This window comes from Bosea sp. (in: a-proteobacteria) (genome assembly GCA_023910605.1).
Taxonomy (GTDB): domain Bacteria; phylum Pseudomonadota; class Alphaproteobacteria; order Rhizobiales; family Beijerinckiaceae; genus Allobosea.
The window spans coordinates 1,328,384-1,343,765 of the sequence record JAAVVV010000001.1 but is presented as its reverse complement, the minus strand read 5'-3'; the positions used below and the strand labels follow the sequence as shown (position 1 = coordinate 1,343,765).

Below are 15,382 nucleotides of genomic sequence, written 5' to 3'. Positions count from 1 at the left end.
CGGTCCACCGCCATGATTCACATCGCAATGGGCGGCCTTCTCATCCGCCGAAACGCTCATCCCTGACTTTCCAAACGGACTCCAGGCAGTCAAGTGTTGCTCTGGCCGCGTGAGATTGCGTTTTTACGGACAAAGATAACGCTCAGTCCAACGCCGTCAGTTGAAATAGCTATTGAGAATTTTTGAGGGCTTGCAGGCGTCCTTGCCATCGATCTTCATGCAATAAACCTCGATCTTATCGCCCTCTTTCAGCTCGTCATACATTTCGCGAGTCACAACCATCTGAATTCTTGACAGATTAATCTTGAATCCCGCCGAGAAGTCTGCCATGCAAAACTGACTTTTGGCCACATCAACTTTGCAGTTTGGGTCAACGGCGCCAAATTTAGAGTTGTCGGCCGTGTTTATAGAACCAGACAAGAGATAGGTGTTTCTAAATCTTGACCTCCCCGACGAGGAATTCGAGAATCGCTTGTTAGCTTGCTTTTCGCTAATAGTGATGATTTCTTTTTTGCCTTGACTGAGAAAGATCCTGGCTTCTTCCTTATTGGAAAAATGCATATAGGCGATTAGTCCAAACGCAACTGAGAGTACGATGGCGACAACGGCCAATATCGCTCTAAGGCCTGTGTTTCGGGAGGACATTTTTTTCTCCAGCGTGACGAGGTCCGGATACCGACGAGGCCGGCCGGGGATTCTGACCTTAAGCCGACCGCCTCTGGCGACCTTTTCATAAGTCTATGGGCTGGTATTGTGCGTTTGGGCGGAGGTCAAGCGGCTGGCTGGTCGATTGCGTTCTGTTTGGTCTTTTGCAGGCTCTCGCCCCTGGCCCATTGCCGGACGAGGCCGTTCTTCTGGCAGATGCGCGTTTCATGCTGGAACCAGATCTCGATCTTGCGATTGACGCCCGTCAGTTCCGTAGCCGTGCTGGCCGGAACGCCCGCCACAAACAGCCGCAAAAGCTCGGGTTGAATACCTGGAAGAAGCCGACTCCGGCACCTGTTGCCATCCATCTGACAAAAACAGTCTTTCTCAGCTATCCATGTCAGCCCCAAACAAAAATCCTGTCCGCGCACAGGTCTCATCAGCCCGATTTGCGGCATGGCGGCGATGCGGGCAAGAATGTCGGCGAGCCAGCTCTGCCCGGGCACAAAACTGGCATCCCATTTCGTGAGCGATGCCCTACCGGGCAGAATCCTGAACTCCAGCCTCCGCCTTGCACCAGCACGCCACCTCCTCGTGGCTCGCGAACCAGACTCCCGGCAGCGATTTCGCAAGGCGAATGATTTCGTCCAGCACGAAGATGCGCGACCGGTGACCAATGTGATGCGGATGCATGGTGAGCAGGAAAAGGCCACCCTCCTCGTGGGCGAGCAGCAATTCCCGCCTGAAGATGTCGAGCACGGTTTCAGGGCCGGTATAAGGCCTGAGACCGCTCATCCTGTCCATGTTGAAATAGATCGCGTCGTCCCTGATCCATTCGACAGGCAATTCGACGATGCCTGTCGGGGCCCCTTCATCCAGCAACTCGTAGGGCTCGTCGTCAGCCATCAGCGAGGAGTCGTAAAGCAGGCCCATTTCGCGGATGATCTTGAGTGTATAGGGCGAAAAGTCCCACGAAGCCGTCCGCATCCCGACGGGCCGCCGTCCCGAAAGTTTCTCCAGAGCGTCAGCTGCTCGCAGGGCCAGATCGCGTTCCGTCGCATGATCAAGGCGAGAGTTGAATTCGTGAATCCACGAGTGAATGCCAAGCTCATGGCCGGCTGCAACCACGGCACGCACCTCGTCAGGATGGGTCATGGCCGAGACAGCCGGCATGAAGAAGGTGGCCGGCACGCCGTGCCTTTCCAGCAACGACAGGATACGCGGCATGCCCTTCCGCGCGCCGTATTGGCCCTGGCTCATCTTGCCATAGGAGTTGCCCCCGAAGCGAAGTTCGATCGTCTCGTGATCGCTGTCAAAGGACAGGGCGACAGCGCAGCGCGCGCCATTCTTCCAGACCTTCGGCGCCAGCGAGCGGCCGGCGCGCACATGATTGATCCTGGCGCGCCAGAGCTCTTCCGGAAACAGCCAGGGCTTGTCGTTATCGTGACTCATGGCCAATCTCCTCAGGCATGGTGGCAGGCGACGGATGCGCCGTCGGCGCGAAAGGTCAGTTCGGGCCGCTCGACGCGGCATCTCTCACTCGCCATCGGGCAGCGTGTGCTGAAAGCGCAACCGGGAGGCAGGTTCGAGGGGCTTGGCAACTCACCGCCGAGCACGATGCGCTTCTTGGCCCGCTGCTTCACCGGGTCCGGCTCGGGAGCGGCAGCCAGCAGCGCCAGTGTGTAGGGATGCTTCGGGGCCTCGAACAGCGTCTGGCGCGATGCCAGCTCGACAATCCTTCCCAGATACATGACCGCCACCCGGTCCGCGATGTGTCTGACAACAGCAAGGTCATGGGAAACAAACAGGTAGGACACGCCGTGCTGCTGCTGCAACCTGGCCAGCAGGTTGAGGATCTGCGCCCGCACGGACACATCGAGCGCCGAGACGGGCTCGTCGCAAACCACGAGCGCCGGTTGCAGGGCCAGGGCCCGGGCGATGACGATGCGCTGCCTTTGTCCGCCCGAGAACTCGTGCGGGAAGCGCGCCGCATGATCCGGCTCAAGGCCGACATCCTTCAGCAGCGCCGCCACCCGCCCGCGCAAGGCTGAACCCGAAGCCAGCCCGCGCACAAGAAGCGGCTCTCCCACAGCAGCGCCAACGGTCAAGCGCGGGTTCAGCGACAGCAGCGGGTCCTGGAAGACCATCTGCACATCGGCGCGGACGGCGCGCAGCGCTTCGCTGTCAGTGCTGGAAACCGTCCGCCCCATGACACGGATCGCGCCACGCGTCAGCGGCGCCATCCCGAGGATGGCGTTTGCCAGCGTGGACTTGCCGCAGCCCGATTCCCCCACCAGCCCGAGCGTTTCGCCGGGCAGGATCGTCAGGCTCACGCCATTGACGGCCTTCACAGATGGGTGCGTCGGCTTGAACAGCCCACCGCGTCCTCCGAAATGAACGGCGACATCTTCGATCTCGAGGACGGGTGCGGTCATGCGGCAGCCATCAGGCTTGCGACCTGATCCGAACGCCAGCACGCGGCTTCGTGGAAGTCCGCCTGTTTGACCAGCGGCGGCGCCTCGCTGCGGCACCTGTCCAGCGCCAGCGGGCATCTGTCCGCAAAACGGCAACCAGCCGGAAAGGCAGAAGGCTGCGGAACCGTGCCTTCAATCGTGGCGAGCAGAGCCTTGGGGGCAATCCCCGCGCGCGGAACGCTGTTCAGCAGCAGAGCGGTGTAAGGGTGCCGCGGCGCGCGAAACAATGTCTCCACAGGCGCCGCTTCCGCCACCCGTCCGGCATACATCACCACCACCCGGTCCGCCATGTCGGCCACCACGCCCATGTCATGGGTGATCAGAAGGACAGACGTGCCGCGTGCGGCGACCAGATCACGGATCAGGTTGAGTATCTGGGCCTGGATCGTGACATCGAGCGCGGTCGTCGGCTCGTCCGCAACCAGCAGGCGGGGGCTGCAGATCAGCGCAATGGCAATCATGATGCGTTGGCACATGCCGCCTGACAGCTCGAACGGATACTGGTCAAGCCGCCGTTCCGGATCGGTGATGCCGACGGCGCACAACATGCCCAGCGCCCGCTGCCGGGCGGCCCGGGCCGTGATCGCCTCATGGGCCATCAGCGCTTCGGCAACCTGCTTGCCCACGGTCATCAGCGGATCAAGCGAGGCGGTCGGCTCCTGGAAGATGATCGAGACGTCGCGCCCACGAATGGCCGTCATGTCCTTTTGCCCGAGTTTGGTCAGGTCACGATCTTCGAGCAGGATCCGGCCTCTCGCGATGCTGGCCGCAGGCGGCAAAAGCTGAAGCACGGCAAGTGCTGACAACGACTTGCCGCAGCCCGATTCCCCGACCAGCGCCATGATCTCGCCCTTGCCGATCGACAGCGACAGGCCGTCCACGACAGCAGCGCCGCCGATATGCAGGCACAGATCATCGATGTTCAGGACTTGTTGGGACAAGACTTGCCGGGACAAGATTTGGCCGCTCATCGCGATGACATGATCTTGCCCGGCTCGAAGACACCGAGCGAATTGCCACCATCGACCGACAGGACAGCGCCGGTTATGAAGCTCGCCTTTTGCGATGCAAGATAGAGGACCGCTCCTGAGGCATCTTCCGGCCCGCTCGTGCGCCCGAGCGGAATGCGTGACCTCATCTTTTCGACATATTCGTCCGAGAGCGGGCTGACCACGCTTCCGGGCGCGAAGCCCGGCTCGACCACGTTGACGCGAATGCCATGCTCGGCCAGTTCGATGGCGAAGCCCTTCGAGATGCGCTCCAGCGTGGTCTTTGATGTGCAATAAGGCACGGTCCCCTTGCGCAAGGCCCGCGCCGCCCCTGACGAGATCATGATCACGACGCCTTTCGTGCCGGCATTGATCATGGCCCTGGCGAATTCGCGTGTGACGATGTAGGGAGCCCGGACATTGATGGCGAAGACACGATCGAACTCCGCAGTCTCGATCTGCAGCAGCCCGCCCGCCGGGTAGATGCCGGCGTTGTTGACGACCACATCAGGTACGCCCCAGCGGCTTGCGACCGTCTCGGCCAGAGCCACGATCGAGCTCTCGCTCATGAGGTCGGTTTCCACAACCATGGCGCGGTCAGGATCAATGCCATTTGCCTCGACCACGGCATCGGCTGCCGCCTTGCGGCTATCGCACAGAACCACCCGCGCGCCTTCGCGCCAGAATGCCTCTGTGATCCAGCGCCCGAAGACCCCGGCAGCGCCGGTAACCACGACGATCTTGTCCTTGAATTCCATGGCGTCCTCGCGCTTGTCTTATCGACCTGTCGATTTTGGATCGAGCCTATCCCGTAGCCAGTCTCCGAGAATGTTCACCGAGAGCACGAGCAGGAACAGGCATGCGCCGGGGAAGGCGGTCAACCACCAGGCCCGCTCCACATATTGCCGCCCGGCGCTCATGATCGACCCCCAACTCGGCGTCGGCGGCTGAATGCCAAGGCCAAGGAATGACAATCCGGCCTCGAACAGGATCATCAGCCCGAACTCTGCTGTCGCCACCACCACCAGCGGTCCTGCGATGTTGGGGAGCACATGCCGCCCCAGAATGCGCAGGGTGCGTGCACCTGCCAGTTCGGCGGCGCGAATGTAAGGCAACGTCGCGACCTGCAATGTCTGGGCATAGGCGACGCGGGTATAGCGGGGCCAGCGCGTCAGACCGAGCACAAGGATCAACGTGTTGAAGCCGGGCCCGATCACGGCAACGGCCAGGACCGCGAGCAGAATCGCCGGGATGGACAGCATCGTGTCCACCAGCCGCATGATCACGATCTCGACCCAGCCGCGTCGCCAGGCTGCGATCATCCCCAGAAGGCTGCCAATCACCAGCGAAACAGCCACTGAGGCAACAGCAACCAGCATGGACGCCCGCGCGCCGTGAATCACGCGGGACAACAGATCACGGCCCAGATCGTCCGTTCCGAAGACATAGCCAAGCCCGGCCGCCGTGACATGGCCCGGCGGCCGCAGACGTTGCAACAGACTCTGACGCGCCGGATCATAGGGCGAGAGATACGGCGCGAGAAGGGCGATGGTCACAAACGCGCCAAGGATTGCCGCAGCAATCATGATCGATGCAGGCATCCCGGTCAGGCGGCGGCGAAGGCCAGAAGATGCCTTCATTGGTCGGCCAGCCGAATGCGGGGATCAATCGCCGCATAAAGCAGATCAGTTACAAGGTTGACCGCCACATAAACGAGCGAGACAAAGAGCACGATCGCCTGCACCACGAGAAAATCCCGCGACTGGATCGACTGGATCGCAAGCTGGCCAATGCCCGGCCAGGCAAATACGGTCTCGATGATGATGGCTCCGGCGAGCAGGTTGCCAACTTCCAGCGCCGCGATCGTCACAACCGGGATGGCCGCATTGCGCAGCACATGCCGTGCCACGACATTCCCTATGGACAGCCCTCGGGCCAGGCCGGCTCTGACGTAATCCTTGCCAAGTTCGTCCACCACGGCAATGCGCGCCATCCGTGCAAAGGTGGACATGGACAAAAGCCCCAGCGCGACCGCCGGCATGATCACCGAGGCCGGACCATCCACGCCGGACGATGGCAGCCAGCGAAGCGTCACCGCAAACAGCATGATCATCAGAATGCCCGACAGGAAGGTCGGCATGCTCTGGCCCGTGACCACGATGGCCGCGATGGGCCGCTCGAACCAGCGGCCGCGCCAGACGGCCATGGCGATGCCAGCGGGCACCCCAAAGCCGATCGCCACCAGTAGAGCCGCTCCGGCCAGTGCAAGCGTGTATGGGATGCGGCTGGCTAGGATGTCCCACGCAGGGACGCGCTGCACCACCGATGCGCCAAGCTCGAATTGCGCCAGCCCCTTGAGAAACGCGAGGTATTGCTTCCACAAGGGCTGATCAAAGCCCAGCTCGCGGCGGATGGCGTCGATGTGCTCGCGCGTTGCGCCTTCCGGCACCAGCAGAAGCACCGGATCGCCAGACAGGCGCATGACGAAGAAGACGATCGTCATGATCCCGAACGTCGTCACGAGAGCTTGCAGCAGTCGGCTCAGCAGATAGCGCGACATGGCCCGGTTTTCCCGGCGCTCAGGGTTGCCACTTCATGTCGAACAGGAAGAAGGCCTCGTTCGCGGTGGGCTGCCAGCGCAGCTCGCGCCGCGCTGCGTAAATCGCGTAGTCCTGATAAAGGCCTATGCCCGGCAGGTCATCGCGCAGGATCTCGAACGCGCGGCGATAGTTGGCGAGGCGCTTTGCCTCGTCGAGCGTCACACGCGCTGCGTCCACCTGCTGGTCGTATTCGGGATTGATGTATTTTGCCCAGATCGAGCCGCTGCGAAACAGCGGAAAGATCACGCCATCGGCGTCCTGGCAAGCGCAGCTCCAGCGCCCGAGCGATATTGAACCTGCCTCATCCGGGCGGCCCTGACGCCGCCGCAGGAAGGTTGGATGGTCCATCATCTGGATATCGACCTTGAAACCGACTTCCTGCAGCATCTGCTGGATCGCTTCGACAAGGCGCCGGTCATAGGCCGGGGAGGTCAGGAAACTCAACTGCGCGCCGACCGCATTTGCCTCACGGATCAACTGCCTTGCGCGGCCAGGGTCGAATGCAGGCGCGCCGATGCCTTCGACATAGCCGAAATTGGCCGGTGTCAGCACAATGTCGACCTGCTTGCCATAGCCCTGCAGCAGCGCTTCGATCAGGGTCTTCTTGTCGATCGCATGGGCGATGGCCCGGCGCACGCGAACATCCTGGGTCGGCCCTGCCAGCGCGTTGACGAACATGTAGCCAATCCGCTCGGTCGGCGCGGCCAGAACCTGGAGCTTCTGGTCGGGTTTGATCCGTTCAGCTTCGTCCGGTCCCAGCTGCCGAACGATGTCCGCCCGGCCGGTTTGAAGATCGGCCACCCGCGTCGCCACATCGGGCACGACGCGGAATTCCGCGCTTGCGAAAGGTGGGACGCCTCGCCAGTAGTTCGGGACAGCATCCAGCGTCACCGAAACGCCGCGCTGCCAGGTACGCAATTTGTAGGGACCGGAACCCACCGGTTGCTGGTTGAAGGCCTGCGCGCCCACGCGCTCCAACACTGCCTTTGGCACGATCGAAAGCTTGACCAGTTGCGCCAGCAAGGCCGGATACGGCGATCTGGTCTTCATTGTCACGGCATTCGGCCCGCTGACATCGGCCGAGGCGATCTGGTCAAACTGTGACAACTGAGGGCTGCGCAGTGCCGGATCGATGATGCGGCGGATCGAGAAGACGACATCTTCCGGCGTCAGCGCCGATCCGTCATGGAAGGTGACGCCAGATCGGATTGCAAACTCGATCGTCGTGTCATCGAGTTGCTTCCAGCTTTCGGCAATCTGGCCTATGATCTTGCCGGATGGATCCCTCGTGACAAGATTGTCGAATATATTGCGGTAAATCGTATAGCTGTCCGTGTCCCACTGAAGGTGGGGATCAAGCGTGGCCGCATCGTTGGGCAGATCAATGGTGATGGTTTTGCCGGGCGTTTGCGCCATAGCTGCACCGGCCCACACCATCACGGCGCACAAGCCTGCTGTCAAAATCTTCCGCATATTATTGTGCTCCTATGCCTGTCTTTAACGATATCGTTCAAAAATACAGCGGGGTCGATCGTCGTGTCAAACGCACCCTCCCGATCGGGGCCTCAACGGCCAATTCTGCCAGACATCCGAAACCATCCAAAAAATGAACCTGCGGCGTCGCACAAGCTTCTGTCATAATCTACGGTGGCGAAGATGATTGTGCGCTGAAACGGCCATGCAAACCCTTCCCCAGCTCCATCACACACATTAGGGATTGTCGCGCGATGGAAAAAATCCCTTTTGATGCCGACAATGTTTTTCGCATTCCTGACTTGCACGACGAGGCCTGCATCGTCGTTGACAGATGGGGAATTCCCCATATCCAGGCGTCTTCCCTCTCGGATCTCTGGTTCGTGCAGGGTTTCAACAGCGCCAGGGATAGGCTCTGGCAGATCGATCTCTGGCGAAAGCGTGGCCTTGGGCTGCTTGCAGCCGATTTTGGTCCAGGTTTCCTTGAACAGGATCGCGCCTCGCGGCACTTTCTCTTTCGCGGCGACATGACCGCAGAATGGGCAAGCTATGCGCCCGATACAAGCGAAATCTGCACGCGATTTGTCGGTGGGATCAACGCCTTCATCGCGCTCTGCGACCGGTGTCCGGACCTTCTGCCGCCGGAATTCGGGATCATGGGCACGCAACCTTTGCCCTGGCAGGCCGAGGACGTTCTGCGTATCCGCAGCCATGGCCTGACCCGCAATGCGATCTCTGAAGTGCAGAGACTGAACATGCTCGACCGCGCGGACGCGGCGGCGGATCTTTTGAGGAAGTTCATCCAGCCAGCGACCGATGTGATGCTCGCCGAAGGCGTCTGCGCCGCCAGCGTGCCGATGGAGGCGCTGACCATCTTCAAGCTGGCGCAGGCGAACGTGACCTTCACGCCGGAGCGGCTCGCGGCGACGCTTGACCAGGCTCATCTCTGGAGGCGGGTCAATGAAATGAACGAGGTCTTGTTCGATCCGGATTTTTCGGGATCGAACAATTGGGTGGTGCACGGCTCGCGCACGACGACAGGCTCGCCAATCCTTGCGAGCGACCCACATCGCGCGCATTCGCTGCCGTCGCTGCGCTACATCGTGCATCTCACCGCGCCCGGGTTCGATGCCGTCGGCGCCGGCGAGCCTGCGGTGCCGGGCATCAGCATCGGCCATAATGGCGAGGCCGCCTTCGGGCTCACCATTTTTGGCGCTGATCAGGAAGATGTCTACCTGGAGGAGACTGATCCTGCCGCACCTGATCGCTATCGCCACCACGGCGCCTGGCGCAACATGCGCCCGATCATCGAACCGATCGAGGTGAAGGGCTGCGCAGTCCAGCAGGTCAGTTTTCATCTGACCTGCCATGGCCCGGTGATCTGGCGGAACGAGAGCAAAACCCGCGCTGTGTCCATCCGCTCGGTGTGGTTCGAACCCGGCGCCGCTCCCTATATGGCCAGTTTGTCACTGTTGCGCGCCAGATCGCCGACCACCTTCCGCGCCGCGGCTGAAGCCTGGGGCACACCATCCGTCAATCTGGTCTATGCCGACCGGGGAGGCGACATCGCCTGGTCACCGGGTGGATTCATTCCCCTGAGGACGAACTGGCGTGGCCTCGTACCGGTGCCGGGTGACGGGAGCCATGAATGGCAGGGCATGGTGCCGGCATCATCGCTGCCCTTCACGCTTAACCCGGAAAAGGGATTCTTCGCCACCGCCAACGAATTGAACCTGCCGCCCGACTGGCCGCATGAGCGTTGGCCGGTCGGCTTTGAATGGACCGATGCTTCGCGCGCCACCCGCATCCATGAGGTTCTGGCAGGCTCCAGATCGCATGATGTCGCTGCGTCGCGTGCGCTTCAAACGGACGTTCTTTCAGTCCCGGCGCGGCGGTGCCTCGCATTGCTTGCCGATATCGCCGAGCCCGTGCTTGACGCCGCCGCCGCGCTTTCCCTTCTCAAGGACTGGAATTGCCGGCTTGAGGCCACCAGCGCCGCCGCCGCGCTTTTTGAAGTCTGGTGGCTCAAGCATCTGAAGCCTGCGCTGATTGAACGCCTTGTGGTGGACACTTTCGCCTCCGCCCTTGTTCTGCCGGGAGATACCGAGGGCATTCTCCAGTCCATCGAACATCCAGATGCCAGATTTGGTGAAAATCCCGCGCAGGCACGCGATCTCCTGCTTCAGAATTCTCTGGCCGCCGCCTATCGAGACCTGGCAGCCCGGCTCGGACCTGATGCTTCGGCCTGGACCTGGGGCCGACTGCATCACGGCTATTTTGAACACATGCTCACGCCTCTGCTGGAGCGCGCCAGCAGCCGCAGCCTTGATGTCGGACCATTTCCAAAGGGTGGTTCGGCAGTTACGCCAATGCACACCGGATATCGCGCCAGTGATTTCCGGATTGTCGCCGGCGCCTCTTTCCGGATGGTCGTCGATCTGGCTGATCCCGATCGCAGCGTTGTCATCAATGCGCCTGGGCAGTCAGGCGATCCACGCTCGGTGCATTACGCAGATCTCGCACCGCTCTGGGCGAACGGTGACTACGTCAACATGCTTTATTCGAAGGCGGCGATCACACGGAACACGCACTTCACGTGGCGGCTTCTGCCATGCTGAGCGTCCGCGACGTACGTTTATGCACGTTTGCAATGCCGTGCGGTGCGTCACGTGATTGCGCGGATGCGGGAGAGGCGCTGTCACAATTCTTGGCGCAGCTACTGATCACCACTGACCGCTTGCGGGTGCGCCCGGGCGGTTATGTCAGGCAGTCACGGCGAGCGGACTGACAAGGGGATTGCCGCTCATCGGGGCCTTTGTTTTCCAGCGTCATGCATCTGGCGCGCCGCATGGCCCGCTCATCATTCTGTTCGAGCAGTATGGCGCCGACGAGGCGGGGAATGGGGGGCCTCGTTACGGACGATGCCGACCACATCTGTGCGCCGCCTGATTGTGAAGAGGCAGCGAAAGCGCCTTGTCGTCAGCGCAAGCCGCCCGAGGGGAGCGGCGGCGCCTCATTGAGCAACGTGATCGTCACCCGTCGGTTGGGCGCGATGTAGGGATTGTCGGGGAAAACCGGCTCGGTGTCGGCGCGTCCCACGACGGAGACGAAACGGTCGTGGGGAAGCCCGGCCTGCGACAGAATATCGCGCACGGCGAGCGCACGCCCCGCGGTGATGCCCCAGGAATCGACGGCCTGCACCGAGCCCGGGCGCACGGCCGCCGTGTGGCCGATGATGGAAAGGCGGTTGGGCAGCCGCCGCAACGTGGGCGCGAGCGCCTCGATCACGAGACGGGTGCGCTCATAGGGTTGGACCGAGTCCTCCGGGAACATGGAGCGCCCCTGCTGGTCCAAGAGGGACACGTTCACCCCCTCCTTGGTCGCCTCGACCACGATGTTACGCGACAGCTCGGCAACCTCCGGCATGCTCTGGAGCGCCTGCCGGATGCTGGCGATCGCGCTGTGCTGGGCCTGCGCGTTGGCGGCCGGGCGGCTGGCCTCGCTGGAGCTGCTCGAGCTGGCCCGGCGCGTTGTCTCGTCATGCCCGGCGCCCAACGTCCCATCGCGGGGCGCCGACGACTTTTTGCCTGGCCTGTCTATGGAATTGCCCATCAGCACGCCGCCAGCGCCACTGTTGCTGGGGCTCAGAGCCGCCGGCGCGAAGTATTCCGCCAGGCCGATCTTCTGTTCCGGGGTCGTCATGCTGATCAGCCACATCAGAAGGAAGAACGCCATCATGGCGGTCACGAAGTCCGCATACGCGATCTTCCACGCCCCGCCATGGTGCGCATGAGCGGCCTTCTTGACCTTCTTGATGATGATCGGCTGGGTGGACTTGGCCATCGGGTCACTACTGGAGATTGCGTCAGTTATTGGCGGGCAGATTGGCGGTTGCGGCTTCCACTTCGGCGAAGGTCGGGCGGACTTCGCTCATCAGAGCCTTGCGGGCAAATTCCACCGCCATCACCGGCGGCTGGCCGCCGATATGGGCGAGGAGGCCCGCCTTGAGCGAAAGATAGTACTTGGATTCCGCCTCGAAGGTGCCCTTGAGCGACTGCGCCATGGGCCCGAAGAAGCCGTAGGCGACGAAAACGCCGAAGAAGGTGCCGACAAGCGCGCCGCCGATCAGATGTCCCAGCACTTCCGGCGGCTCGGAGATCGAACCCATCGTCTTGATCACGCCGAGCACGGCGGCGACGATGCCGAGCGCCGGCGTGCCGTCGGCGATCGACTGCATGGCCGCAACGATACGCTCCTGCTCCTGGTGGTGCGTCTCCAGCTCCTCGTCCATGAGGGCGTCTATCTCGTGGACGTTGTCGGCACCCAGCGTCAGCATGCGCATGTAGTCGCAGACGAACTCGACCGCATGATGGTTCGCCGCAAAAGTCGGGAAGGCGTTGAACAGCGTCGATTCGCTTGGATTTTCAATGTGCTGCTCGAGCGCGAGCAGACCCTTCTGCTTCACAAGCCTGTACAGGGAAAACTGCATCGCCAGCAGTTCGACATAGGCTTCCCGCTTGTACTTGGGGCCCTTGAAGATCGTGCCCAGCATGGAGGGCACGGCCTTGAGCACCGGCCCGCTGTTGCCGATGACGAAGGCGCCGATCGCTGCACCGAGGATGATGACATACTCCCATGGCTGCCAAAGCACGCCGAGCTTGCCGCCCATAGCCGCATAGCCGCCGAAGACGCAGAGGAAGACGATGATTGTGCCGACGATCAGCCGCATGGAATTCTCACCCTCGGGCCGCAGCAGGTACAGCGCCCGCGAAGCCGATACTCCTCTGATAAAAGGACCGATCCACGTTAAGGTGGAGTTTAGAGCCATCGGCCCGGAGGTTTGCGAGCGCGGTCCTGCGGCCCCGGCTTTGGTGGGTCCGGCATCCGGATCGGCCTCGCTGCCGGGCTCGCCATCCGCGCTGCTGATCAGGCGCCGGGGCAAACGGCCGGGTTTGCTCGGGGACGGCACGGCCGGGCATTCCACCCCTGCAAGAAAAACAGCGCAGTCCGCGCCGCCTGCACGATAAGCTTGGCTGCGCCTGCCCCTGCTTGTGCTTCACCCTCCCCTCGGATCGACGCCCTTGCCTTTCGTTCACCGCCCTGCCGCATCGCCCTCACCCCGCCCCCATCTCATGCAGGCGCTGGGGCGGGACGGGCGCGCCCTGGCCGAGGCGCTCCTGACGCTCTGCCCGGCCCACAAGCGGACGCCGCTTCATCGGTTGCCGGCGCTGGCGGCCGCGCTGGGGGTCGGCTCCATCGCCGTGAAGGATGAGGGCTTCAGGCTCGGGCTGAAAAGCTTCAAGGCCCTGGGCGGGGCCTATGCCGTGATGCGGCTTGTGCTTGGCAGGGTCGAGGCCGCGCTTGGCCGCCCGGTCGATCCGCGCGCGCTTGTTTCGGACACGGTTCGCGCCATCGCTGCCGGCATGACCCTGTGCTGCGCGACGGACGGCAACCATGGCCGCTCGGTGGCCGCGGGGGCCAGGCTGGTCGGAAGCCCTTGCGTCATCTTCGTGCATGGCGGGGTCAGCCCGGAGCGCGTGGCCGCCATAGCCGCCTTCGGCGCGCGCATCGTGACCGTGCCGGGCTCCTATGACGATTCCGTGGTGGAGGCCGCCCGGCAGGCGTCGCAGAACGGCTGGACGGTCGTCTCCGACACATCCTGGGACGGATACGAGGACATCCCGCTCACCGTCATGCAGGGCTACACCGTGATGGCGGGCGAGGCGTTCGACGCCCTGCCGGGCCCGCCCACCCATGTCTTCGTGCAGGCGGGCGTGGGAGGCGTCGCGGCGGCCGTCTGCGCCCATGCCCATGACATCTTCGGCGTCGCCGCGCCAAAGCTCGTCGTGGTCGAGCCCGAACGCGCCGCCTGCCTGTTCGCCAGCGCCAGGGCCGGCCGCCTGGCCAGCGCCCCGCATGGAGAAGCCACCATCATGGGCATGCTCGAATGCCATGAGCCATCGCCGATCGCCTGGGAGATCCTTGGCGCCCTCGCTGGCGGCTTCGTGACGCTTCCTGAGTCCGCCGCCGTCGAGGCATTGAACCGGCTCGCCCGTCCGCTTCATGATGATCCGCCCATCGTCGCCGGGGAGAGCGGCTGCGCGGGCCTTGCGGGCCTCATCGCCTGCCTTCGCGACCCAGCGGCGCGCGACGCGCTCGGCCTCGACGCCGCAGCGCGCATCCTCATCTTCAACACCGAGGGCGCGACGGACCCGGCGCTCTACCGCAGCCTGGTGGACATGGGCGCGGGTGACGTCGCCGGTGGCGGCGTAGCGCGCGGCGGCCATTGATCGCACTTCGGGTGAAGCGCGGGGTTTCAAGAACCCATCTTTCGACGCTGTTCAGACTGCTCGGGCCTCTTTCCGTCAGCGACAGGCTCCTCGAAGGCGCCAGGGCCATCTGCCTCTGTGTCGTGTTGTTGTGGAGAACCAATCCCCTGGCCGAGATCCGGCGGATCGCAAAATGCGAAATGTTGCAAAACACGATGCTTCAGCCCTTTGCAATTTGCAAAGAATTCTCCAGACATGCCATCACAAAATCCAGATCATGCGTGTTAACCAATTGGAAACCAACAGCCTGTGGCGCGAATGACCTGCCGGGACAAGCTGGCGGTCGAATTTGCAGCGGGCCGCCCCGGCGGTTGCCTGGAGAAGGGATAAACAATGCAAAATGCAAAGTCGCGACTGGTTCTTGTGGTGCTGTGGCTGGTTGGCGCCTTTGCAGTGTCATCTCTCCGGGCCGATGATCTGCCACGGCCGACGGGTGACGTCATCCTGTCCGTGACAGGGAACATCAGCAGGACCAATGCGCCGATGCGGGCTGATTTCGATCGCGGCATGCTGCTGGCGCTGGGTGAGCAATCCTTCACGACCAGCCACAGCTGGGCCGACAAGCCAACGACTTTCACCGGCGTTCCGGTCGCGCGGCTTCTCGATGCCGTCGGCGCGCAGGGCACGAAAATCCGTGCCGGGGCCGTGAACAGTTATTCGGTTGAGCTCGACGTCGCCGAACTGCGTCGCTATCCGGTCTTGCTGGCGATGAAAGCCGACGGCGTCGAACTGCAATTGCGGGATCGCGGACCGCTCTGGATCGTCTACCCGCGGGACAGTTTCCGTGAACTGCGTGACGAGAGCAACAACTTCAAATGGATCTGGCAATTGCGATCGCTTGAATTGCGCTAGGAAGAACGGCAGTGGCTCCT

14 protein-coding genes are annotated in these 15,382 nt (G+C 62.6%); 3 read left to right on the top strand and 11 right to left on the bottom strand.

Annotation, left to right across the window (positions count from 1 at the left end; translation table 11 throughout):
- Positions 1-156 precede the first annotated feature (156 nt).
- The 9 genes from HEQ16_06635 to HEQ16_06595 all read right to left on the bottom strand — a co-directional run bounded on the left by HEQ16_06635 (position 157) and on the right by HEQ16_06595 (position 8,181).
- On the bottom strand, positions 157-645 hold the full coding sequence (locus HEQ16_06635; GenBank protein ID MCO4053717.1) for a hypothetical protein: 489 nt from the start codon (positions 643-645) through the stop codon (positions 157-159).
- Between the two features lie 125 nt (positions 646-770).
- A complete protein-coding gene (locus HEQ16_06630) occupies positions 771-1,151 on the bottom strand; it encodes a hypothetical protein (protein MCO4053716.1) in 381 nt (126 codons plus the stop codon).
- Between the two features lie 31 nt (positions 1,152-1,182).
- Complete coding sequence (locus HEQ16_06625; GenBank protein ID MCO4053715.1) at positions 1,183-2,097, bottom strand: polysaccharide deacetylase; 915 nt, start codon at positions 2,095-2,097, stop codon at positions 1,183-1,185.
- Between the two features lie 11 nt (positions 2,098-2,108).
- Positions 2,109-3,080, bottom strand: a complete 972-nt coding sequence (locus HEQ16_06620) for an ATP-binding cassette domain-containing protein (protein MCO4053714.1) — start codon at positions 3,078-3,080, stop codon at positions 2,109-2,111.
- Positions 3,077-4,090 carry an ABC transporter ATP-binding protein gene (locus tag HEQ16_06615; GenBank protein MCO4053713.1) on the bottom strand — a complete coding sequence of 338 codons (1,014 nt, stop codon included), beginning with the start codon at positions 4,088-4,090 and terminating at the stop codon, positions 3,077-3,079. Before HEQ16_06615 ends, HEQ16_06620 begins: the two co-directional genes overlap by 4 nt.
- Positions 4,087-4,866, bottom strand: coding sequence for an SDR family oxidoreductase (locus HEQ16_06610; protein ID MCO4053712.1), 780 nt, complete (start codon positions 4,864-4,866; stop codon positions 4,087-4,089). The genes HEQ16_06615 and HEQ16_06610 overlap by 4 nt, the downstream gene beginning before the upstream one ends.
- An 18-nt stretch (positions 4,867-4,884) precedes the next feature.
- Complete coding sequence (locus tag HEQ16_06605) at positions 4,885-5,748, bottom strand: ABC transporter permease (GenBank protein MCO4053711.1); 864 nt, start codon at positions 5,746-5,748, stop codon at positions 4,885-4,887.
- A complete protein-coding gene (locus HEQ16_06600; GenBank protein ID MCO4053710.1) occupies positions 5,745-6,668 on the bottom strand; it encodes an ABC transporter permease in 924 nt (307 codons plus the stop codon). The genes HEQ16_06605 and HEQ16_06600 overlap by 4 nt, the downstream gene beginning before the upstream one ends.
- A 19-nt stretch (positions 6,669-6,687) precedes the next feature.
- Positions 6,688-8,181 (bottom strand): peptide ABC transporter, encoded by a 1,494-nt coding sequence (locus tag HEQ16_06595; protein ID MCO4053709.1) that lies wholly within the window; start codon positions 8,179-8,181, stop codon positions 6,688-6,690.
- Positions 8,182-8,435: 254 nt separating this feature from the next.
- Between HEQ16_06595 and HEQ16_06590 the strand changes: the two genes are divergently transcribed.
- A complete protein-coding gene (locus HEQ16_06590; protein ID MCO4053708.1) occupies positions 8,436-10,799 on the top strand; it encodes a penicillin acylase family protein in 2,364 nt (787 codons plus the stop codon).
- A gap of 361 nt (positions 10,800-11,160) precedes the next feature.
- Here the strand turns inward: HEQ16_06590 and HEQ16_06585 are convergent, their stop codons facing one another.
- On the bottom strand, positions 11,161-12,024 hold the full coding sequence (locus tag HEQ16_06585) for a chemotaxis protein MotB (GenBank protein ID MCO4053707.1): 864 nt from the start codon (positions 12,022-12,024) through the stop codon (positions 11,161-11,163).
- A gap of 22 nt (positions 12,025-12,046) precedes the next feature.
- Entirely contained in the window at positions 12,047-12,910 is an 864-nt protein-coding gene (gene motA, locus HEQ16_06580; protein MCO4053706.1) for a flagellar motor stator protein MotA, read from the bottom strand.
- Positions 12,911-13,313: 403 nt separating this feature from the next.
- On the opposite strand from motA, the gene HEQ16_06575 reads away from it, so the two are divergent.
- Together HEQ16_06575 and HEQ16_06570 are read left to right on the top strand one after the other, a co-directional pair.
- Complete coding sequence (locus HEQ16_06575) at positions 13,314-14,471, top strand: diaminopropionate ammonia-lyase (protein MCO4053705.1); 1,158 nt, start codon at positions 13,314-13,316, stop codon at positions 14,469-14,471.
- A gap of 372 nt (positions 14,472-14,843) precedes the next feature.
- The gene (locus HEQ16_06570) at positions 14,844-15,362 is read left to right on the top strand and encodes an oxidoreductase (protein ID MCO4053704.1); all 519 of its coding nucleotides are present in this window, start codon (positions 14,844-14,846) and stop codon (positions 15,360-15,362) included.
- The last annotated feature ends 20 nt before the right edge of the window (positions 15,363-15,382 follow it).